The 21,874-nt window shown below is 43.3% G+C and carries 24 protein-coding genes and 1 tRNA gene; 5 read left to right on the forward strand and 20 right to left on the reverse strand.

Annotated elements, in window-relative coordinates; genetic code table 11:
• Positions 1-26: 26 nt before the first annotated feature.
• A complete protein-coding gene (locus JOC94_RS20705; protein WP_077110265.1) occupies positions 27-218 on the reverse strand; it encodes a hypothetical protein in 192 nt (63 codons plus the stop codon).
• Between the two features lie 143 nt (positions 219-361).
• On the opposite strand from JOC94_RS20705, the gene JOC94_RS20710 reads away from it, so the two are divergent.
• Positions 362-583: a helix-turn-helix domain-containing protein gene (locus JOC94_RS20710; protein ID WP_077110266.1), complete on the forward strand. Its 222-nt coding sequence runs from the start codon at positions 362-364 to the stop codon at positions 581-583.
• Positions 584-705: 122 nt separating this feature from the next.
• Here the strand turns inward: JOC94_RS20710 and JOC94_RS20715 are convergent, their stop codons facing one another.
• The 7 genes from JOC94_RS20715 to JOC94_RS20745 all read right to left on the reverse strand — a co-directional run bounded on the left by JOC94_RS20715 (position 706) and on the right by JOC94_RS20745 (position 9,557).
• Positions 706-1,287, reverse strand: a complete 582-nt coding sequence (locus JOC94_RS20715; RefSeq protein ID WP_077110267.1) for a recombinase family protein — start codon at positions 1,285-1,287, stop codon at positions 706-708.
• A gap of 1,214 nt (positions 1,288-2,501) precedes the next feature.
• On the reverse strand, positions 2,502-3,362 hold the full coding sequence (locus JOC94_RS20720) for a helix-turn-helix domain-containing protein (protein WP_205180287.1): 861 nt from the start codon (positions 3,360-3,362) through the stop codon (positions 2,502-2,504).
• Between the two features lie 167 nt (positions 3,363-3,529).
• Positions 3,530-4,552 carry a tyrosine-type recombinase/integrase gene (locus JOC94_RS20725; RefSeq protein ID WP_077110270.1) on the reverse strand — a complete coding sequence of 341 codons (1,023 nt, stop codon included), beginning with the start codon at positions 4,550-4,552 and terminating at the stop codon, positions 3,530-3,532.
• A 129-nt stretch (positions 4,553-4,681) separates the two neighbouring features.
• Positions 4,682-4,754, reverse strand: a tRNA-Val gene (locus tag JOC94_RS20730).
• A 1,245-nt stretch (positions 4,755-5,999) separates the two neighbouring features.
• The gene (locus JOC94_RS20735; protein ID WP_205180288.1) at positions 6,000-7,949 is read right to left on the reverse strand and encodes a TRAP transporter permease; all 1,950 of its coding nucleotides are present in this window, start codon (positions 7,947-7,949) and stop codon (positions 6,000-6,002) included.
• Positions 7,927-8,466 carry a DUF1850 domain-containing protein gene (locus JOC94_RS20740; protein ID WP_236017172.1) on the reverse strand — a complete coding sequence of 180 codons (540 nt, stop codon included), beginning with the start codon at positions 8,464-8,466 and terminating at the stop codon, positions 7,927-7,929. The genes JOC94_RS20735 and JOC94_RS20740 overlap by 23 nt, the downstream gene beginning before the upstream one ends.
• Positions 8,467-8,552: 86 nt before the next feature.
• Positions 8,553-9,557, reverse strand: coding sequence for a TAXI family TRAP transporter solute-binding subunit (locus JOC94_RS20745; protein ID WP_077110274.1), 1,005 nt, complete (start codon positions 9,555-9,557; stop codon positions 8,553-8,555).
• A 208-nt stretch (positions 9,558-9,765) separates the two neighbouring features.
• Between JOC94_RS20745 and JOC94_RS20750 the strand changes: the two genes are divergently transcribed.
• The 3 genes from JOC94_RS20750 (at position 9,766) to JOC94_RS20760 (ending at position 11,559) form a co-directional block, all read left to right on the forward strand.
• Positions 9,766-10,491: an alpha/beta hydrolase gene (locus JOC94_RS20750; protein WP_077110275.1), complete on the forward strand. Its 726-nt coding sequence runs from the start codon at positions 9,766-9,768 to the stop codon at positions 10,489-10,491.
• Positions 10,492-10,596: 105 nt separating this feature from the next.
• A complete protein-coding gene (locus tag JOC94_RS20755; protein WP_077110276.1) occupies positions 10,597-11,112 on the forward strand; it encodes a YjcG family protein in 516 nt (171 codons plus the stop codon).
• Positions 11,113-11,559: a GNAT family N-acetyltransferase gene (locus JOC94_RS20760; protein ID WP_077110277.1), complete on the forward strand. Its 447-nt coding sequence runs from the start codon at positions 11,113-11,115 to the stop codon at positions 11,557-11,559.
• On the opposite strand, the gene JOC94_RS20765 is transcribed toward JOC94_RS20760, so the two are convergent.
• The 8 genes from JOC94_RS20765 to JOC94_RS20800 all read right to left on the reverse strand — a co-directional run bounded on the left by JOC94_RS20765 (position 11,554) and on the right by JOC94_RS20800 (position 16,280).
• The gene (locus tag JOC94_RS20765) at positions 11,554-12,468 is read right to left on the reverse strand and encodes an MBL fold metallo-hydrolase (RefSeq protein ID WP_077110278.1); all 915 of its coding nucleotides are present in this window, start codon (positions 12,466-12,468) and stop codon (positions 11,554-11,556) included. The genes JOC94_RS20760 and JOC94_RS20765 overlap by 6 nt on opposite strands.
• A gap of 26 nt (positions 12,469-12,494) precedes the next feature.
• Complete coding sequence (locus JOC94_RS20770; protein ID WP_077110279.1) at positions 12,495-12,737, reverse strand: hypothetical protein; 243 nt, start codon at positions 12,735-12,737, stop codon at positions 12,495-12,497.
• Between the two features lie 139 nt (positions 12,738-12,876).
• Entirely contained in the window at positions 12,877-13,131 is a 255-nt protein-coding gene (locus JOC94_RS20775; RefSeq protein ID WP_077110280.1) for a stage VI sporulation protein F, read from the reverse strand.
• Positions 13,132-13,242: 111 nt separating this feature from the next.
• Entirely contained in the window at positions 13,243-13,599 is a 357-nt protein-coding gene (gene spoVAE, locus JOC94_RS20780; protein ID WP_077110281.1) for a stage V sporulation protein AE, read from the reverse strand.
• Between the two features lie 15 nt (positions 13,600-13,614).
• Complete coding sequence (gene spoVAD / locus JOC94_RS20785; protein WP_077110282.1) at positions 13,615-14,631, reverse strand: stage V sporulation protein AD; 1,017 nt, start codon at positions 14,629-14,631, stop codon at positions 13,615-13,617.
• On the reverse strand, positions 14,631-15,107 hold the full coding sequence (gene spoVAC, locus JOC94_RS20790) for a stage V sporulation protein AC (RefSeq protein ID WP_077110283.1): 477 nt from the start codon (positions 15,105-15,107) through the stop codon (positions 14,631-14,633). The genes spoVAD and spoVAC overlap by 1 nt, the downstream gene beginning before the upstream one ends.
• 10 nt (positions 15,108-15,117) lie before the next feature.
• Entirely contained in the window at positions 15,118-15,606 is a 489-nt protein-coding gene (locus JOC94_RS20795) for a YhcN/YlaJ family sporulation lipoprotein (protein WP_205180289.1), read from the reverse strand.
• A 317-nt stretch (positions 15,607-15,923) separates the two neighbouring features.
• The gene (locus JOC94_RS20800) at positions 15,924-16,280 is read right to left on the reverse strand and encodes a DUF1360 domain-containing protein (RefSeq protein ID WP_077110285.1); all 357 of its coding nucleotides are present in this window, start codon (positions 16,278-16,280) and stop codon (positions 15,924-15,926) included.
• A gap of 199 nt (positions 16,281-16,479) precedes the next feature.
• On the opposite strand from JOC94_RS20800, the gene JOC94_RS20805 reads away from it, so the two are divergent.
• A complete protein-coding gene (locus JOC94_RS20805; protein WP_205180292.1) occupies positions 16,480-16,989 on the forward strand; it encodes a CotY/CotZ family spore coat protein in 510 nt (169 codons plus the stop codon).
• 45 nt (positions 16,990-17,034) lie between these two features.
• On the opposite strand, the gene JOC94_RS20810 is transcribed toward JOC94_RS20805, so the two are convergent.
• The 4 genes from JOC94_RS20810 to mgtE form a co-directional block, all read right to left on the reverse strand.
• Complete coding sequence (locus JOC94_RS20810) at positions 17,035-17,559, reverse strand: CotO family spore coat protein (RefSeq protein WP_205180290.1); 525 nt, start codon at positions 17,557-17,559, stop codon at positions 17,035-17,037.
• A 114-nt stretch (positions 17,560-17,673) separates the two neighbouring features.
• Complete coding sequence (gene fabI, locus JOC94_RS20815; protein WP_205180293.1) at positions 17,674-18,456, reverse strand: enoyl-ACP reductase FabI; 783 nt, start codon at positions 18,454-18,456, stop codon at positions 17,674-17,676.
• A gap of 77 nt (positions 18,457-18,533) precedes the next feature.
• Positions 18,534-20,450, reverse strand: a complete 1,917-nt coding sequence (locus JOC94_RS20820) for a monovalent cation:proton antiporter family protein (RefSeq protein ID WP_205180291.1) — start codon at positions 20,448-20,450, stop codon at positions 18,534-18,536.
• Between the two features lie 23 nt (positions 20,451-20,473).
• Positions 20,474-21,847 carry a magnesium transporter gene (gene mgtE, locus JOC94_RS20825; RefSeq protein ID WP_077110289.1) on the reverse strand — a complete coding sequence of 458 codons (1,374 nt, stop codon included), beginning with the start codon at positions 21,845-21,847 and terminating at the stop codon, positions 20,474-20,476.
• Positions 21,848-21,874 lie beyond the last annotated feature (27 nt).

The raw sequence follows: 21,874 nt of genomic DNA on the forward strand, positions 1-21,874 counted from the left end.
CGCCGTTCTCCGATATGATATAAGTTTCATTTCGATTCCCCCTCGATAATGTCGTTATACTTCGTCACGTGCCGACCATAGGTGTAAATCTCCATTACATTGACCGCCGATACCATAGCGTAGAGTTCGCGCTTTAGATCGTCATTGTCCGGCCTCTTGTGTAATAATTCCGCAGTAGCTCGGATATGGGCGCGCAGGCCCTCGATTGCGTGAATCATATTATCGACTCCCTTGTATTAATTACGATTTTCGTAATCGTTATATACAGTATAATTCCGAATTTCGTAATTGTCAACAACTAAATTCCTTTTTTCGTAATTCATGCGGTATAATAAAGAAAAAACGAGGGGGGGAAACGATAATGAAGCGAAGAATAACGATAAAATTAAAAGAGGTTTTGGACAAGCGCGGCATGACTCAAAAACAGTTAGCGGACTTAACCGAAATACGGCCGGCAACTATACACGATCTATACCACGATAGAAGTAAGCAAATTCCACGCAATGTAATCGAGCAAATAGCGGAAGCCCTTAATATCGACGATATAAACGAACTAATAACGATTGAACATATCGAAGAATAACCGTTCAACCCTGCGATATTTAAAATTTTATTCCGCAATTTTCGAAGGCTGACGTTTTAAAATTCTTGGTCGCAAATTGACCGTAGCAGGCGAGGCGCGGGAAATATAGAGGCCGCCGGGGGTTATTTCCCAGCGGTCTTTTCCTCGTTCAATATCTTATAGATTGTACTGCGTCCGATCCCGTATTCCTTAGCAATATCTGTCGCGCTTTCTCCTGCTTCGAATAACGCTTTAACTTGTCGCTTTGTTTTATTGTCTATCGCTGGCCTTCCTCCGGTTCTTCCTCTGCGCTTAGCTGCTTCGAGTCCTGCTCGTGTTCGTTCGCTAATGATGTCACGCTCAAACTCCGCGAATACCGCGAGCATACCCATCATAGCGCGCCCGTTGGCCGTGTTCGTGTCGATGCTATCGGACAAGCTGACGAACTCAACCCCTTGCGCTTTCATTGCGTCGGTAAGCTCGTAAAGCTCCCGCGTTGATCGCGCTAGGCGATCCAGCTTATATACTGCGAATGTATCGCCGCTAGTCATAGCCTTCATAGCCTCGTCTAATTGCAGGCGCACCTTACGCGAAGATACCTTATCGGCGTATAGTACAAGCGCCTTGCCCTGCGCCTCTGCATAGCGTTCTAATGCGTCGATCTGTAAAGCCTCGTCTTGTCCGTCCGTGCTTACCCTTACATATCCGATTATCCTATTCGTCATATAAAGCCCCTCCGTCTATTTGTCATACGTTATATGTAATTATTAATATAGACGACTTTATAGACAAATGCAAGTAGTTTATTCGGCTGTAAACGTTGATAGACGATTGACGCCTATTATGTACATAAAACAATCGTTAAATAGACGGTATAATCGAGGGGTGAAGTTTCGGAGGGGGTCACGCGTCAAGGGCGCTCGCCTGATATTATCGGGAAATAATCGGAAGTATTCGGGAAATAAAAGACGCGGACAAGCGGAATCTGACCCTATCAAACTCGCAAGGCAGGCGGATTTTCTACGTAAGTATTGGGGAGTGCGGAACGGGGTAGGGCGTAACCTAGGACAAAATGGCCTAGGTGACATCGCGGAGGCAATCGGTAAGGATGAGCGAACGACAAAGCGAATCCTAAAACTCCACGACCTCATCCCGCAACTCCAACGCCTAGTATCCGCAGGTAAGCTCGGAACGACAAGCGGAGAACAATTAGCGCATTTAACGCCTTCCGGTTGCTCGTCCGCCTTCATCTGCGTATATGCCCGATTAATCGAATACTCTCCGTTGAATACCCGCTCGAATAGGTCGGTACGTCGTTTGTAGACCGTTATTAGATTCCCGATAGAGCCTTTACTGATTCCTGCCATTTTAGCCAGTTTTTCGTGGATATTTAACTTTTCCCAATCTTGGGATAAGTCCGTTCTTTTCCCTTGCGCACCCCCATCTTTATAGTGCAGCCGAATCACTAGTGCCGCTTTCTGTCCGTTTTTTAAATCATCCCTATTCAGTTTAGTTTCCGTGATATATGCCGGTATGTCATCTTCGGGAATGTCCTCGATACTTCTGTATCTAAACACGTTTCACATTCCGCATAACGACGCGCTTAATCCGTCGATTACGTAGGTCGATACTTGAGTAGTTGCAGCATGTTCGCACGTTGTGACGATCTTCTCCGAAAATCGGAGGACATGGAAACGAAGAAGCAATACACACGCCTATATACGTTGTGACCATCGACCGTTTTAACCTTGTGCAAAATTTGCACGAACTAATACACACGCCTATATACGTTGTGACAGGTTGTGGAGAGATTCGGGGAATCCGGGTTCCCGAGAACTAATACACACGCCTATATACGTTGTGACGGGCGTCCGAAAGAATCATTTCCAGATTTGGAAACGAACTAATACACACGCCTATATACGTTGTGACTGCGAATTTAAGCAAGCCAGTCGTATAATACCGGATGCTTGTCCACGCTGACGCGTCTTTTAATCGTCGAAGTAACCGCCTGCCATGTGCGATAAAGTAGACCGGACAGGCTCCGCACCTTGCCCGCTTTATACAGTCTGACAACGTTCATGAATGCGTCAATATAGGCTTGTCCATGCGTTTCTAGCGTGATAGAACGGTCTACAGACGCCTTGGCACGCAATAGTATGCCGTAGGTATCGTAAAGCTCCTGACCGCCTAGAAAGGGCGCTAGGGCATCGTAAATGGGCGCAGGGATAGCGTGTTTAAGACCGCGTTTGATTATTGAATCCGTCGAAGGCGTTTCTTTATATGTATTATTGTTTTGTTTATTAGACGGAGTTTTATGGCGTGACATGTCCGGTGTGACTTCGTTTGCTCGTTCCTCCCATTTTGGGAGAACCGAATTATTATCGGAATTTCCGACAATATCGTTTATGTCCTCGCTTTCTGCGAGAACTTCCGCAGATTGTATAACGATAACATTCGTCGACTGTCTCCGATCCCCACCATCGCGCTTAGTTTCGTATTGTTTGATGATGCCGAGCGCCTCTAAACGTTGGCATACTCGAATAACAGTACGACGTACCTTGCCGACTGCTTTTCCGATATTAGTTTTCGATAAATAGCACACTCCGACGTATTTACACGCGTACTGGCTGATTACGTCCAGGACAGCGCGCTCTGTTTCGGATAGCTTATGCGCCGACCTGTGCGCTTTGATTGCTTCGTCCATTTCTTCGACTGATTGAAACGTGGATAGGCTGCGATATGTATTTTCGTTTGCTAGTAACATTTTCGACGGCTCCTTTACGGTAGCCCATCGCAACTAGAAACATATGTTCGGTTGACAGCGCGCACTTAAATAAACGTTGCATATTCGCCTTTTTTGCGATATACTAACGTTAATAGTCTTGCGATATACCCGTTGGCACGGGTGTGCGCGCTGCCTTCTGCGGAGAACTTCGTTTCTAATCTGCGGAGGGCTTTTTTATTTTATTGTGTTTTCCGTTTAATTTTCCGAGGCAAATTACGCTTGCCTAATACTTGCTTTATCGGTGAATACTGCTCATGCTGCTGTTTTAGCGCTTCATTAGATAGATGGGTATATCGAAGAAGTACACGCAAATCAGAATGACCGAGTAACATTTGCAGATGCCGAATGTCGCCGCCAGCTTCTAAGAACATAGTGGCCGCCGTATGTCGAAATAAATGCGGATGCACATTCTTCTTGATGCCAGCCTTTTCTGCGAAATCATTAAGACGCTTCCGAAAATGGTCGCGGCTGATCGGCCCGCCATAAACGGTAAGAAATATATAATCGCTATCGAAGTCGGCTTTATTTTCGATAATCAATTCGTTTATTAATCGAGCCGTCCGGCTTTCTATCGGAATGGTTCGCGTTTTTCTATTTTTAGCGATTGCAGCTCTAATAACGACGGACTGTCCCGAGAGGTTAAAATCGTCTACCTTTAAATTGATCGCCTCACTAATCCGCATCATTCCGTCAATTAATAGATTCATTAGTACGTAATCTCGAAAGTCCGCATAGCTCCGACGGTTTGGTACGTTTAGAAGGCGCTGCAATTCTTCGGCGGTCAATACTTCGATATTCTCCTGCTGCTCCGGGAGATTGCGGACGCCTTCCATCGGATTGCTATCGACTAGCGCCTCGTCCATTAGACAGCGATACATTACCCGTAATGTTTTTAAACGCGTGTTTATTGTTGCTGGCGCTAGGCCGGCGGTTTGTTCAACTTCCGTTTTGAAGCTATGGCCTTCGAATCTGATCCAATCATTCCGCATGAATACTATGTAATCTCGTATGGTGTCGCGCGTAATAGCGCTAGGCGTCCTCTTGATGCCGTGCTTGTCCAGGTATTCGGTAAAGAATCCGTAATTCTCCCGATACTGTTGCATAGTAGACGGTGCCCGCCCTTCCGCATCTTTGATAGCGATAAATATATCGAATAAATCGTCTAAACTTTCGGTGGCTCTTCTAACGTTCCTTTTCCGCATAAAAAAACACACCTCCCTATTTCGGAAAGTGTGTGATATACCGCTACCCTGTCGCCTAAGTCTCCGCCTATGTCAACGCATAGAAAAAGGCGCCAAACGCTGTAATAACAACGCTTGACGCCCGTGTAGTGATTCCGACTGGGTTCGAACCAGCGACCTCCACCCTGTCAAGGTGGCGCTCTCCCAGCTGAGCTACGGAATCGCTATTTAATGAAATCGACATTTATTAATATATAATAGATTCTTTATAATGTCAACTATTATTCTAAAAATATTTGGCAACCAGTTTATACACCGGAATGTTTATGCACTCCATCTTTGTATGCTCCATATGCTGGTGTTTGTCTTCTCCTATTTTTGGCAAGGGGTTTGATGAACGTTTGCCAAAAATGGAGCCGCCAGTTTGAAAAGGCCAATGATATAGCGTGTATTTTTTCTCCTTGCCAGTCCATTCAGCTATTTCATAATAGAACAATTTGATTTCAGTTGTCCAAAGGACGGCGATTTCTCCTTTCTCCGACCATAAATGACCTCATTGATGTTCCTTTTTTTCGATCATTTTTTCCTTTGCAAGAATCCACATATAGCATAGACAAACCATGAACGAAAAGGTGCCGCCGCCGCTGATACGCTACACCCCTGGGACACCCGCTTTATTCTGTTATTCTTCCTTTTTTAGAGAATGTTGTACGGTCAATATTTGATCTTATTGCATTTCGGCGCAGGCAGCATCTTGATCCTTGATCAAAAAATAGGCCTGAAAGGCGCGTAGTTGTTCTTCCTCATAAGACAACGCTTTTTCCTATCAAAAACGGCCAAATGAGCGGACTGTCCCGATCTGATAGATATATAGCCTTTTTGGCTATTTAATAAAATATTACATTGTTCTCATAACATATCACTATTATTTTTATCTGTAAACCTTTTCACGGACTGACTACCCAAAGCAAAAATAAGGTGAAGCTTCCGTTGCTTTTTCCTCAACTTTATCCAGCAAGTTCTCAGAGGGTGTTAGCTCAAAGCACTCCTTACAATTCGCTTCACTGGTGCTGAACTGTCGAAGTACATAAGCGTACCCTCTTTGTTATATAAATTTCGCTGGCGACTCAAAAAAGCAACTCCAAGAGTGGGGTTTTTTTAATACCTCGCGATAAGCTTTCCAGAACCATACGCCTAGCGCTTGGTCAGCTTGTAGAGAAAGTCGATGGCAATTTCCAAAAGTCGTGAGTAAATCAAAAAAAGCGCGCGTCATTATCTGGAGTCAGCGTTTAAATTAAAGAATTTTCCAAGATTCGTTCGAAAACCCCAAAACAGACGAGTGCATTCCAAAGGGTGGGAGGATTTAGGCTTTCGAGGGTTTTGTCCCAGCGCCAACGTTTTGCCTAGTTATGCCCCAGCCCCAAAAAAAGCGAAAAACCGTTTAATCTTGGTTTTTCGCTTTTTGACTTTAAGCTGCCTTGTATTTTCCTTTGTTTTTCGTAATGATTTGGCTTGCGATCAAAGCAATAAACAATCCAAGACCGATTGTATCGGACATACCTTCCGGATACATGAGCATGAGACCGGCAATGATCGCGATAATGCGTTCAAACCAGTACATTTTTCTGTACCAGAAGCCAATGATTCCCGCGCCAATAGCAATCATTCCCGTAAATGCCGTAAAGATGACCCATATCATGTAAGGAACAGTCGTATCAATCATTAATAACTCGGGAGAAAGGACGAACATATACGGTATGATAAATGCGGCGATCGCCAATTTGGCCGCGTTCACACCGGTTCGTATTGGTTCTCCCCCGGAAACCCCCGAGGCGGCAAAAGCTGCCAACGCAACCGGTGGTGTAATATCTGCCACAATACCAAAATAAAAAACAAACAAATGTGCCGATAAATCAGGAACACCCAATAAAATAATGGCTGGCGCAGCGATTGTAGAGGTAATGACATAGTTGGCCGTTGTCGGCGATCCCATTCCGAGCACGATGGCCGTCAACATGGTAAAGAACAACGTTAATAATAGTTTTTCGTTGGCCAAACCGACCAAGCCGTTCGCAAGATTCAGCCCGAGTCCTGTTTTGGTCACGACACCTACGATGATCCCGGCAGTGGCGGTAGCCGCAGCCACGGAAAGAGCGGTCCGGGCACCATCAACGAGTGCTTCCACCATCTGCTTAAATCCGATCCGAGTGCTTTTGCGAATGGCACTGACCACAATTGTGCCGATGATGGACCAGAGGGCAGCGCGCATGACACTAACACCGGACATAAGTAAAATAATGATCAATAAAATCGGAATTAATAAATAAATTTTACTTAATACATCTTTTCTATCAGGCATTTCTTCCTTGGCAAGCCCTCTGAGGCCAACACGCTTCGCTTCAAAATGGGTCATGATCCAAATGCCGGAAAAATATAGAATAGCAGGTATCGCTGCCGCTTTGGCAATTTCCCAATACGTAATCCCGATAAATTCAACCATTAGAAATGCTGCGGCTCCCATGACTGGAGGCATAATTTGCCCTCCGGTCGATGCAGCGGCTTCAACCGCTCCAGCGAATTCTTTTCGGTAACCAAGCTTTTTCATCATGGGAATTGTAAAGGAACCTGATGTCACAACATTCGCGACCGAGCTGCCGCTGATCGTTCCCTGTAAGGCACTGGAAAAAATGGCGACTTTGGCAGGTCCGCCTACCCGCCTACCCGCAATCGAAAGCGCCAAATCATTGAAGTATTGGCCTACACCTGTTTTGACAAGAAATGCCCCGAACAGCAAGAAAAGGAAAATAAATGTCGCCGATACGTAAAGCGGAGTCCCCAAGATGCCTTGTGAAGTAAAGAACAGCGTATTGACAAGGCTTTCAAAGTTCAGTCCCCGATGAGCCAAAAAGCTTGGCATTGACTGTCCAAAATACGCATATAACATAAACAGAATGGCGATAACCGTAATCGGCATTCCTACTGCCCTTCGTGTCGCCTCAAGTGTCAATAAGATTGCGAGAACGCCAACCGTCAAGTCGATAGGTGTCAACGTTCCTACTCTATTGACAATCGTTTCGATCATCATCGGCCAATAAGCACCAATTCCAACGGATATAAGCGATAAAATAATATCATACCAAGGAACCTTATTTTTCCTTTTGATTTTTCTACTTGCTGGAAACAAAAGAAAAATCAAAGAAAGCGCAAATCCAAGATGAATCGATAGCAGAATTTGCCGCGGAATAGATTGTGTAATGGATGCATATAACTGGAATATGGAAAAAGCAAGCAAGCCAAAAAAGATAATCCAACCGGTCGGGCCGCTTGCTTTTCTTGTTGCCGACTCTGGGTCATATTTCTCCAATATTCTCTGTTGTTCGTCTTCTGATAAAACTTCAAACTTTTGTTGATCTGCCAAGCAGGTTCACTCCTTTCCAGAGCTGCCATAGTGCCAATTTTTGTTTTTTCACTCTTACAACGGAACCGGGAGCTGAAAATGAAGAAAGCGGGATGGTTTTATTTTGAATCAACAACCTGTGATTGGCATTTACTTGACCAACACTTATGTCTATCCAGGAAAAGTCACGCTTCATATCACGGATATAATATTTACCATCTTTCATTTCAAAGTCTCCCCCTCCTTCCGATTCGGACGGCATCCCTATGGATGTATCTTCATACTCCAATTCTATTTGGCGAATTACCCCGCTATTTTCCACCTGATATGTTTCTATCACTTCTGATTGATGAATAGAGTGTGTATATTCGATTTGAAAGGTTTTGTCAGTATCCCGCAAGAGAAAATACGCCAGGAGCTCCCCGCTCTTTCGAGCTTCAAAGGTGACTGCCTGTTGAAAAGGGATAACCGCCAAAACAGCCCCGATCATGAGAGTAAAAACGACCCAACCACCATATTTATTACATTTTTGCATCATATTCTCCATTTGGTCTTCTAGAACAAGACAAAGAAAAGAATAGACCGTGAAGCGGCCGGCCTATTCACTCAGTTGAGGATTTTGTGTCATTCCGATGAAATGCCCTTTTCATCAAAATATTTTTTTGCACCAGGATGCAAGTCGATAGCCATGCCCTCTAATGCTTTTTCAGCACTAATTAATTCACCTTTTGCATGGCCGATTTTATCCGTATTTTCATAGATCGATTTTGTGATTTCGTAAACAAGGTCATCAGACAAATCATCGCGAACGACGAGCATCGCCTGAACGGCTACTGTGTTTGTATCGTCAGATAACCCATAAGTGCCGGATTTGATTGTTTCCTTTGCGTAATAAGGATATTTTTCAATCAGTGCATCAATTTTGTCGTCGGCAATAGGAACAATGGACACTTTTTCTGTTGCAGCGAGCCCTTCTACCGCACCTGTCGGTGTACCTGCCGTAATAAAGGCCGCATCAATGGTTCCATCTTGAATGCCTGTTGTGGAGTCATCGAACGATAAGTTACGCGCTTTAACGTCATCCAATGTCAAGTCATGCACTTCCAAGATCTGCTCGGCGTTTGCCAGCGTACCGGAACCAGATTCACCAACCGATACCGTTTTTCCTTTTAAATCTTCAACAGATTTGATACCCGACTTTTCAGTCGTTACGATTTGAATCGTTTCAGGGTAAAGAGTTCCGAGGCCTTTCATATTTTCCACTTTGTCGCCGTCAAACATTCTTGTACCTTCAGTCGCGTAAGTGGCGATGTCTGTTTGGGTAAATGCCACTTCGGTTTCTTCTTTTTTAATCAGCGCCATGTTTTCCGCTGAAGCCCCTGAAGTAATAGCATTTGCCTCGATCCCTGTCGCATCTTTAATGAGGTTGGCAAAGTTTCCACCCAATGGATAATATGTGCCCCCCGTACCGCCTGTTGCGATACTTAAAAATTTAATCCCATAATCCTTTTTGTCTCCGCCATCACCTTTCGATTCTTTTTTACCGTCTCCTCCTCCGCCGCAGGCGGCGAGCATAAATGAAAGCACTAACATTAAAGCGGTTACAAATAATAGATTTCTTTTCTTCATTGAAGCATCCCCCTCATCTTTATTATTTAACAATAACGATTTTAACACATTACTATCTGGAATCAAGCAATAACTTTGCTGAATATACCTTGCCTGGTCAAGCTTTACCTCAATAAACGGGACGAGAAACATTTTTTTATTTCAACGCAGGCTTGTGGTAAAATCATACATATCATTTTCAATTATGGAATGTGGAGGAAATAAATGTATGAATAAGGGTCAAGGAACCGTTACTGAATATGAATTTGAAAGTCGGGAACTGGATGAAACAATTTCGCTCCTGATTTATCTGCCCCCCGGCTATTCGCCGCTTTACAAACACTCTGTTGTCATCGCGCAAGATGGCAGGGACTACTTTCAATTGGGCCGCCTTCCCCGTTTCGCGGATGAACTGATTCACAATAATGAAATCGAAAATGTCATCATAATCGGCGTTCCTTATAAAAATGTAAAAGATCGTCGAAACAAATACCACCCGGACGGAGAAAAAAATGAGGCTTATATTCGTTTTCTGGCCCATGAGCTGTTGCCGTGGATCGAAAGCGAGTATCCGGCATATTGCATCGGGAAGTGCAGAACACTAATAGGGGATAGTCTTGCGGGTACAGTATCATTAATGACTGCCCTTCGTTACCCAAACATATTCGGAAAAGTCATCCTTCATTCGCCATTTGTGAACGACAAGGTTCTTTCCGAAGTAAAATCCCACACTGAACCTCATTTATTGGACATTTACCATGTTGTTGGAAAAAAAGAAAATGAGGTGAGATTTTCGCCCGAGCGGGTGGAGGATTTTTTAACACCCAACAGAGAGTTGCATGAGGCCTTTATGGAAGCGGGCTTCACCTCGTTCTATGATGAATTTGATGGAGGTCATGCGTGGACATATTGGCAGCCTGATGTAAAAAGAGCGCTAAAAATGATGTTTCCCTAGATATAACTCTTTCTTCAGTCCTATAGGAAAATAGGATGAAATTTGCTATAGTTAAACATAAGTTGTATCATTTATCTAAGTTTTGACAATAAGGAGGTAGACAATTTGAAATATGGCGTTGTTATTTTTCCATCCAAGAAATTACAGGACTTGGCAAACTCCTATCGAAAAAGGTATGACCCCAATTATGCACTGATTCCTCCACATTTAACATTGAAAACTGCATTCGAAACAGATATGGATGTGGAAAAAATCACTGATCATTTAGAAGAAATTGCTAAAAAATATGAACCTTTTACATTAAAAATCCGGAAAGTCAGTTCTTTCCAGCCGTTGAACAACACTATCCACTTTAAAGCGGAAAAAGACCCCGTGCTGGAAGGCCTATCCGAAGATTTATATGAAACGTTGCCAGGCGAAAGACCCGAACATCCATTCGTTCCACATATTACGATCGGACAAAAGCTGTCCAACGATGAACATTCGGATGTGTATAGCCAATTAAGAATGCTTGGCCTAGAACACGAAGAAATCGTCGATCGCTTCCATCTTGTATACCAATTGGAAAACGGTTCTTGGACGGTGTATGAAACATTCCGCCTCGGAAAGGACCCCCAGTAAATGGAAGTGATTCGGGCAACAACAGAAGACCAGCTTCAGGATGCCTATGCCATTCGAAAGAAAGTATTTGTTGAGGAACAGCATGTTCCTCTTGAAATTGAGATAGACGATCATGAAAACGATTCATCACATTTTGTCCTCTATGATGAAAACAAACCTGTCGGCGCCGGCAGGTTTCGTATTTTGAACGGAAAAGGGAAAGTGGAAAGAATTTGCATCCTTCCATCTTACAGAGGAAAAGGTGCCGGCCTAAAAGTGATGAAAAAAATCGAGGAATTTGCAAGCGATCTTTACATAAAAGAGCTCGTGTTGAATGCCCAAACCTCGGCCATCCCCTTTTATACAAAACAAGGGTATGAAGTCGTTTCGGAAGAATTTTTTGACGCAGGAATACCCCACCGCACGATGAAAAAAACGCTCAAACATACATCGCCCCTGGATTCATAACAAATCCAGGGAATTGGTGCTTATCACCCAAAGTACATTGTCCTTTACAGTTAATTTCACTTTACCATCTTCTACCAGGGAAGAGAGGTATGCTGTAAAAGAAGTTCTGTACAAAAGCCATTGCCCCACTTCCCTTGCCTTAAGATCGAAATGTTCCAAGATTTTTCTTTGTATGGTGTCCATCGAAACGCCCGAAGGAACACTTTCTATTAGATTTTGTATAAATGTTTTTACATGTTCATGACATTCAATATTGGCGCGAATCGTATAAGTGGGGTCTTTTTCAAACTCTCCGTGTCCAGGCACAAATCCGGAGCAAGACAGCCGCAGGACTTTTTCCAACGATGTAATGGCTGCATTCGCGTCGACAATAAATGGAACTTTATGCTTGCGCAGTACTTCAACTTCAAAGTAACTGTCAGCCGCATAAAAAATTTCTTCAACCAATATCCCGCATTGACTGTAACTGTGACCGGGCAGATGTATAGCCGTGATCTGAAAGGGACCAATGGCCTGCTCCCCACAATCAAGCAGACTATCAACTTTGACAGGTTGTCCTTCCAGAAATTTGTTTCTAAGCGCTTTCATTGGAAAAGCCCCGTTCCATAAGTAAATAGGCTCCAAAACTGGATTTTCCATGATAGCGGCTTCAAGTGGTGGCGCAAACACCTCGACATGCGCCTCTTTTTTTATGTACGCAGCCCCGCCATAGTGATCGGCATGGGCGTGGGTCACTATCAAGTAATGGACAGGCAGTTCTCTTTTGATTAATTGCTTAAGAACTTTCTTGGCGGTACTTTTTTCCAAGCCGGAATCAATCAACATGCCTTTTCCATCCTTGAAAACATAACCGATGTTGACCGCACTTTTAAAGTAATGGCAATGCTCCGATACGCTGATGAACTCCAATAAGAAACACCCTTTCAATCATGATACTAGACATATTCGTTCACGTATCGGCCTTTTCCTGTCGGGTCCAACAATTCCTTTGCCTGTTGTTTGCTCTTTTCGGGGTAATATTTGCCCTCCTGGTAAAATGGCAATATTCTCCTTCCAAAAATGCGCTCCACTTTTGCTGTTGGGGTAACCGGCATCGGATCCTGAATATGTTCGGCTTGCTCAATCCTTCGCTTGTAGTCCTCGTATTGGTATGCAGTTACAGGAGCAATGTAACCCATTGTTCGTCCCTCCTTGATTGTGATGTTTTTATTTATTTACCCTCGTTTGTTTCAATATAAACATTTTTTTCATAATTTGCCAGCGCCAAATTGGCTCATTAAAAAAAGGACTTGCAGCAATGTCCGCAAGCCCCATTCATTATCTATTGTTTAACATATTGGTTATAGTTCCCATATCCAGTTTGCTTCCATCTTTCGTAATGGTTTTGACCATTTTGTCTTCCAATTCTTTGGAAACCGGTTTATTAGCAATCTTGGCCACTTGGCGTATCACTCTTCTGACTGTCTTTTCATCTTTAAAGTTTGCACCTTGTAATGAGTTGGCGAGTCTAAGTACCTCATCCATACTTACTCCGGTCTTTTTTTCAATGTTCTTGAAAAACTGGTTATCCATTCCTTCCCTATCCCTCCTTTACATCTTTTATATATTATGAAGGAGGAATTTTTTGGTGAAGTCAGGAAAACCAAATTCAAAAGATCGGGGCAATGCCCAGTATCTATCCGCTTATCCCTTCGGTTTAAAAATAAGAGCCCCGAGAAAACCGAATATGATGGCAGCCGAAATACCCGAAGATGTGACTTCAAACATGCCGGTTATCACCCCGATAATCCCATGTCGTTTCGCTTCTTGCATCGCTCCTTCTACGAGTGAATTTCCAAAGCTAGTAATAGGAATGGTTGCTCCGGCACCTGCAAAATCAATGAGTGGCTCATATAGCCCAAAACCGGCAAGAACTGCCCCGGCCACAACCATGATGCTTAATGTATGTCCCGGTGTTAGCTTGGCTACATCGAACATAAGCTGTCCAATTACACATATGGAGCCGCCAATCACAAAAGCCCAAAAAAACATTGCTAGCATCCGTTTACCTCCTCATCACATACATTCAATTCCAACAGCATGCGCAATGCATGGAATGGTCTCTTTCTGTTGATATGACAACGGGGATAAAAGCGCTCCTGTCGCCACAAATAAAACTTTCTTGTAAGTTCCTTTGCTCATTTCGTTTAATATATGCCCATAAGTTACGACTGCTGCACATGCCGGTCCGCTGGCACCGGCAAAGACTTCCTGTTCCTCACTGTAAATCATCAAACCACAGTCAAGAAACTGTTCTTCCTTCATTTTCAGCCCTTGCTGATGAAGCAAATCAAGGGCTGCGGCTCTGCCGATTTTGGCTAAATCGCCCGTCAAGATAAGATCATAATAAGAGGGGTCGATGTTCAAATCAAAAAGATGGCGCGTAATCGTGTCTACTGCTGCGGGCGCCATCGCTCCTCCCATATTGTAGGGATCTGTTAATCCCATATCCACCACTTTTCCAATCGTTGCAGAGACAATCCGGGGGTGGGGGCTGTTGAGTCCCTGTCCCTTGCTCAGCAATGCAACACCCGCGCCAGTAACCGTCCATTGTGCAGTCGGCGGCTTTTGCCCTCCATACTCTGTCGGATAACGAAATTGCCTTTCTGCAGAAGCATTATGGCTTGAAGCTCCAGTTAAAATATAGTTTGCTCCATCATTATCGAGAATCATGGCGGATAGGGCCAACCCTTGTGTTGCAGTGGCACAGGCGCTGAACAGTCCTAAATGGGGAATTTGATTCTTCCTGGCGGCAAAACTCGTTGGGGTTATCTGGTTGATTAAATCGCCGGCCAAAAAAAATTGAATAGCGTCTTCTTTTAATGCTTTTTTTCTCAGGGCAATATCGACCGCATCTTCGAGGAGAACTGTTTGCGCTTTTTCGTAAGAATCCTTTCCCATCCATAAGTCCTGATGAAACTTATCGAAGTCTTTTGCCAAGCGGCCGTCTTTTTCAAACGGTCCTCCTACAGTTCCGGTGGATATGATAGCCGGCTTTGTTTTAAAAACCCATGTTTGGGCTCCTGTAAGCATTACGATCCCCCCCATGTAATCCATATCGTTTTGATCAATGTAATGACAAAGGCGGAAAAAACGCCAAAGACGATAACCGATCCGGCCAATTTAAACATATTTCCGCCAACACCGAACACAAAGCCTTCTGTTCGATGTTCAATCGCCGATGAAATGACGGCATTTCCAAAGCCGGAAACCGGCACCGCGCTGCCTGCTCCTCCGAATTGTCCCATCCTGTCGTACATGCCAAAACCGGTAAGCAACATGGCCAAAAAGACGATTGTGGCGACAGTTGGATTTCCAGCAGTCTGTTCGGTAAAATCGAAATAGTAAATGTAAAAATATGTAATTGCCTGGCCAATGACGCAAATGCTTCCGCCGACAAAGAAAGCCCGAACACAGTTTTTGAAAATGGGGCGCTTTTCTTCATGCTTGCTCTGCAATTGTTCGTATTTGATTTGATTGGGTGTTTTCGTTTTATTTTTGCTTGACATGCTGATGCTCCTAAGTCATTTCTTTTTTTAGTTTGATGATTTTCTTAAAGCGTTTTTCAGCTTCTTCATTCGACATGTTCGCGCCATCCAAATCTTCTTTTAACCTTACTGTTTCAAGAAAAATTTTATAGTCGCTTGAAACAATGAAATCATCACCAGGATATTTTTTATTTAATTTGTCCGTAATTTTTTTTTCAATACTCTTCATTCGAAAGCGATTCAGATGCTTCACTTTGTAGGCGACTACAATCTGTTTGTCGCCTTCCAAAACAGCCACATCATATATTTCATCCACCTTGGAAACATCTTTGCGCACTTGGTAGGCAATAGAATCTTTCTCTTCTCTTTTTTTCAGTTCCACCGGTGCGGGTTTTGTCGTTTTGAACAGTGCCGTATCGCTTTTTTCATGCTCTTTACCGCCATCATAAGAACAACTTGTCAAGAATATGAAAGCGAATATGATCAATATAAATGGCTTTTTTGTATATAGAATAAACATAATAACCCCCGTAAGAAATGTACTGTAACCTTATTTTTCACCATTCCTCATAAAATATGAACGGTTCAAATGAAATAAAAAAAAGACTGGATGAACCAACAGATTTCATCCAGCCTTTTGATTAATAATAACGCGGCTTTTTTTTAGGGGAGCCACAGCCACAGCCTTTTTTTCTTTTTCTCTTACTTGCCGGCTTGATTACATGAGGATTGTTTGTTTTTTTCATGCCTTCACACCCCGGTTAGTTTTGGAATGATTTGCCACCCCTATTATAATTTATGTTCCGGTGGATATTTTTGTTTTCCGAAAATCCCAGTTTAATCCGAAATGATTGCCTGAACGATCGTTTCAATTAGTGCAGCAAGACCGGCCAGTGAGAAGATGACAATAATGGGTTCCGCAATAATGGGCGCGCTGACGTAACATACATATAATCCAGCAGCAATCCAGACGCCGGTACACCAATAACAACTCAGAAGCGATCCGACCCAACCCCTGAATCCGCGCTCAATAGGCATATAATAAACTTCTTTTTCTCCCGCTTCATTCTCCTCTTCATATTCCTTCATGAAAGGCTTTCTCAACCATTCCATAATTTCGTCATACACAAAAAGCCTTGTTAAGCGGAATATGGCCAAGCTGAGCAATCCCAATTCCATCCAGGAAATATCCATGTCCCCAACCACTCCTTTTGCCTATTTTATGCAATACAGGCGATTGTCCGTTACTCATTTACCTACCCATTAATATGTTGTTAATGTAAATGACCATATACACTAAATTAAAGGAGGAATTTGATTTATGAAATTTGAAGAAATGGAGTCATCGTCCATGACATTTGGAGGAGAGTCTTCTTCGGTTGAATCAATGGGGATGCACCACCACCATCATCATGATCGGAAAAAAGACTGTGGGTGCAAATTAAATTGTGTATGCCAGGTTGTAAAGGCGATCAAGGATATTCAAGATCAGGCTGTTGAAGAAGAATGCGAAAGGTGTACGACAAATTGCTTCATCGAACCTCTCGGTGAATTGGGTGTAAGAGGCCGAATGCATGCCGATACACGCGTATTCACATTGACGAATAAAAATGGCGAATTATTTAAAGCATTGTTCAGAGGTCATCACGGTAAATGCGTTTCCGTCTTTTTCCGAGTTGAAGAAATCTTTGATAATTGTTGTGCCACGCTGCGGGTTTTGATTCCATTGAAAAAAGACCGTCAAACTGTCGTTGATATTTTAACACCAAGTGGGCATATCAACCATCATGATCTTTGCGAAGTAAGGAGCTGGGGTGCAAGCAACAGCTGTATTACGGTAGACCTTCACTGCTTCTGTGCAGTACAATGTATTGCCGACGTGGATTTGGAAATCTGTGAATAAATGTTTGGGACGGAAATGGACCCCCTCGCCATTCCGTCCTTTACTCTAACCGATAATCCGGATCGCAACAAGATCTTGTCTCTCGATCGTTTGCCTAATTCCTTTTGTCGTCATGATCAGAATGTTGTCTTGATGAAGCTCCTTTATTTTCCCAACAAATTCGCTGTCTTTTGTCTTAAAAGCGCAATAGTAAAATTGCGGGCTTGAAAAAATATAATCTAGTTTTTCATCAATTGTCATGCTTGGAAACGACTTTACCGGCTGTAACCCTTTTGAAGGCTGCTGATTGACAGATGATTCCGGCTGCTTTGGGACCTCTTTGACAGGCTCCTCAAATATAAGCGACTGTTCTTCGACGGAGATTCTTTTCCTGTTTCTTTTGTTTTCTTGAACTGAATCTCGTTCATCTGTTTTTTGAACCGGATGTCTTTCAACTTGTGTTGAATCTGGTATTTGGACCGGTTTTTCCGGTGAAAAAGTGAAGCTGGATTGCATTTGTCCCAGAGGCTCTTTCATTTTTGGCTGATTTATAAAAAGTAAAGGCTTTTTCGTCACTGGTTTTTGATGCATTAGGAACACCCCTCAAATATTTGTTTCATAATAGCGTATGCACATCCCGATTTAGAGGTTTATACTTGTGCAACAAAAAAAACTGCGGCATCAAAATGCGGCAGTTTTTTTATATTAATTCCCCATAATATGGTATCCAGAATCAACATGAATGTTTTCGCCGGTAATACCCCTCGATAATTCGCTGAACAGGAATAATGCCGTATCTCCCACTTCTTCCTGTGTCGTCGTTCTTCTGAGTGGCGCTTTTTCCTCAATTTCTTTTAAAATACTGTTAAAATCACTGATTCCTTTTGCTGACAGCGTGCGGATCGGGCCGGCAGAGATAGAGTTCACCCTAATGCCGTATTTACCGAGATCACTGGCCAAATATTTAACACTCGCATCAAGTGAGGCTTTGGCCACACCCATCACATTATAATTGGTGACTACCCGCTCTCCACCGAGATACGTCATCGTGACGATGCTTCCTCCCTCAGGCATTGCCTGGAGCTTTTGTACTGCTTTGGCAACCGCTGTTAACGAGTACGAACTTATGTTATGGGCAAGCAGAAATCCATCGCGAGTGACATTCAAATACTCACCCACCAGCTCTTCTCGATTGGCAAATGCGATGCAGTGGGCAATCCCGTGAATCGGCCCTGCCTTTTCTTTAATGTTGCTGAAGCATTCTTCAATGTCTTCATCTTTTGTTACATCGCATGGCAAAACGATGGATTCATTACCTTCCAACGATTCGGCCAGCTCCCGGACGCTTTTTTCCAAACGTTCCCCCGCATATGTAAAAACAAGGCGAGCGCCTGCCTGGTGCAGTGATCTGGCGATTCCCCACGCAATGCTCCTTTTATTTGCCACCCCCATCACCACAAATGTCTTTCCGTCCAATGACAACATAATTGATGACCTCCTAATGATAACGTGTTATTAGCACCTAGTACTAATCATACATGAGCGCTTTTTATTCTGTAAAGATATTATTCCTTAAATTGAAGTTCACGAGTTAATTCTTCCACATATTGGGGAGAGCCGGTCACAACAAGGCGGTCGTTCATAAGCAGCTCCGTATCGCCGTGGGGAACAATGGAATCGACTCCCCTGAAGATTCGGACGATAATAACATCCCCCGTAAACGGAAATTCCCGTAAAGTCATCTTATGGTAATGCGGATTCAGCATCTGAATCTCATGTAAGGCCGTATCCTGATTTGTCATGATTTTGGCGATATTAGCCGATTCAATTAACGCTTTGACTAAAGCGGTTGTCGAAAGGATCGTTGAAAATATTTCAATGTCCTGTTCTGCCAACGGCTTGCCCAGATCAGGGGTTTCAATTCTGGCGATGACCCTTTCTACCGCGGACTTCGGCATCCAACCCGATGCGCTCGTCAATGTTTCAATTCTGGCGATGACCCTTTCTACCCCCCGCTCCTTTGCCGCCATGGCGATGACAGCATTCAACTCTTCATCTCCTGTTGAGATAAAAAGAATGTCCGCTTCGAATACTCCCTCTTGTTGCAGAATGTCCTCATCGTATCCTTCCACTTCATGAATGTCAAAAACAGAATTAGTCGTTTGTGAGTCTGCTTTTTCAACTTTCTTATGAATGAGTGAAAGGTCATACAAAGATCTGTTTAATTCTTTTGAAACCGCCAAGGTAAGCTGGTTGGCACCTATAAATACGACGCGTGTTTTTCTTTCTTCCCCGTTTTCTTTCGGAAGCCATTTTTTGAATAAAATAGGTGTTACAATGCATGAAATAACCGCTACCAATATCAAAGTTCCGCTCATTTCATGCGAAATGACATTCATTCGTTCCGCGATTTTTGCGGCCGCAATGACTAAGGATAATGTCGACGTTAGTAAAAAAGAAGACGCTACGACAGTTTTTGTATCAAACCAACGCTTTAAAAACAGCACCGGGATAAATTTAGATATAAATAGTGCAAGGAGTAAAAGCGGAATCAATAAAAGCATATCTTTATTGTTCAACAAAGTCCATAAATCAAGGTCTACTCCCACCATGACAAAAAATATGGGAATAAAAAATCCATATCCGAAGGAATCCAACTGCCGAACCATCGTCTTGTTCGGGTTAAGCAAAGAAACAAGGGTTCCCGCGATAAAAGCCCCCAAAATATTTTCCGCCCCTACCGACTCAGATAATGCGACCAACACGATAATGAGCGTAAATACTGCCCGCGTCCCGATCTGCACTGTTCCCCTTGAAAGGCGCGGGATGACATATTTATTCTTAAAACGGGCGCCGATAAAGTAAAAGAAAACCCCCGTGGCAAACAAAATAAGCAGAAGCCACATTTGGCCGCCGCCTTCACTTGACAGTGAAACGAAAACAGACAATAAAATCATCGTGACAAGGTCCGCAATGACCGCTATCAGCAGAATGATTTGGCCAATGCTTGTCTTCATTAGATTCGCTTCTTTTAGAGTGGGTACAACGACACCGAGGGAAATCGTGGAGATGATCAACGTCATGAGAAAGACATTTTCCATCAACCCGGCCATTTTCATGATAAACGCTAGCAACAGCGAAATAAGGAAAATGCCTATAAAAACAGTGAAGGAAACCGCCAAGCGGTTGGGTTCCTTCTTTCCGTTCGCCAGTTCCTTATGCTGATTTCCTTTAAAAGCAGAAAAATCGATTTCCAAACCGCTTAAAAACATTAAAAAGATAAAGCCCAATACAGATAGCGTGTCCAGCCACATATCATGCTGAATCAAATTAAATCCACTTTTTCCGATAATCAGCCCCATAACGATTTCAGCGATCACGACCGGAATAAAAAAGAGCCGCAAACGGTGGAGCAGAAGCGGAGTAAAAAAAGCGACCAACAGGACAATGACGAGAGAAAGCAAAGAAGATTCATTTTCCATATATTCACACCCCGCTTCAAGCATTAATGGACGAGATAGCCCATGAATAACGTCGCCAAGCCAAAATAAATCAAGATTGATGTAATATCGTTCATCGTTGTAATAAATGGTCCCGATGCAACGGCGGGATCAATTTTTAACTTATGCATCAAAAGAGGAACAAGGGAACCTGCCAAGGTGGCAACAAATAAAGAAGCCAGAATGGAGACCCCCACCAAAAAACCAAGAAACAGTTCCCCTTTCCAAAGATATACGATAATGGAAACCATAATACCGCAAATAGAACCGGTAATCAGGCCTGTTCCCGCTTCCCGCAGTACAAGCTTCCACCTGCTTTCTTCTTCCAATTCACCAGTGGCAATTCCCCTAACGGCGACAGCCAAAGCCTGGGTCCCCGTATTTCCGGCCATTCCAGCGATCAATGGAATAAATACGGCTAAAATGGAAACCTCATTCAATGTCGCTTCAAACCTGCCGATAAGACTCGCTGTAAACATACCGAGAAACAGCAGGATGATCAGCCAAGGAAGTCGTTTTCTCGCTGCGGTAAATGGACTTTTATCAACGGTGTCAACATCAAATACACCCGCGAGTTTAGAGTAGTCGTCAGACGCTTCCTCATCAATAACGTCAATGATATCATCAACGGTAATAATCCCTAATAAATGATTTTGAAAATCGACAACTGGCAGTGCCAACAAATCATAATCCCTCATTTGCTTCGCGGCGGATTCCTGGTTTTCATCGACAGTCGTAGATACGACACGGTCGGACATCATATCGGCTATCATCGCATCGTCATTACTGATGATCAGGTCACGAAGAGAAATGACTCCGACGAGCCGATGGTCATCATCGACAACATAGACATAATAAATCGTCTCGGCAGTAGGTGCTTCATTTTTTAAAATATGCATGGCCGAACGGACCGTTTGATTGGCGGAAATGGCAATAAATTCCGTCGTCATAATACTTCCGGCGGTAGATTCTTCATAATGCAGAAGATTTTTGATCTCTTGCGCGCTTTCCTTGTTCATAATCGTTAAATAGCTGACTGCCTGGCGTTTATCAAGCTTATTTAACACATCTACCGCATTATCGGTGTACATGAAGGAAAGCATGTCGGCAGCATAATTTGGTTCCATCTCAGCCAAAATATCTTTATATTCCTGGTCTTCTATATCAAGAACTTCAAAGAAATCCGCCACTTCTTTCGGTGATAAGAAATAATAGATGTTCAGCCGATCGTCGAATTCAATTTTCATAAAAAACTTTGCCTGGTCGTACGGATGCAGTTTTAGGAAGTTTTCCCTGAACTGCTTAATATCATTCTTTGCGAGAGCATGCAGCAGCAACTCTTCGTTTATTTGTTCCCTTTCGTCATCATGTAGTTCCATTGTCGACACGCCTCCTCTCCCATTCGT

Source organism: Siminovitchia thermophila, assembly GCF_016909185.1.
GTDB classification, from domain to species: domain Bacteria; phylum Bacillota; class Bacilli; order Bacillales; family Bacillaceae_C; genus Siminovitchia; species Siminovitchia thermophila.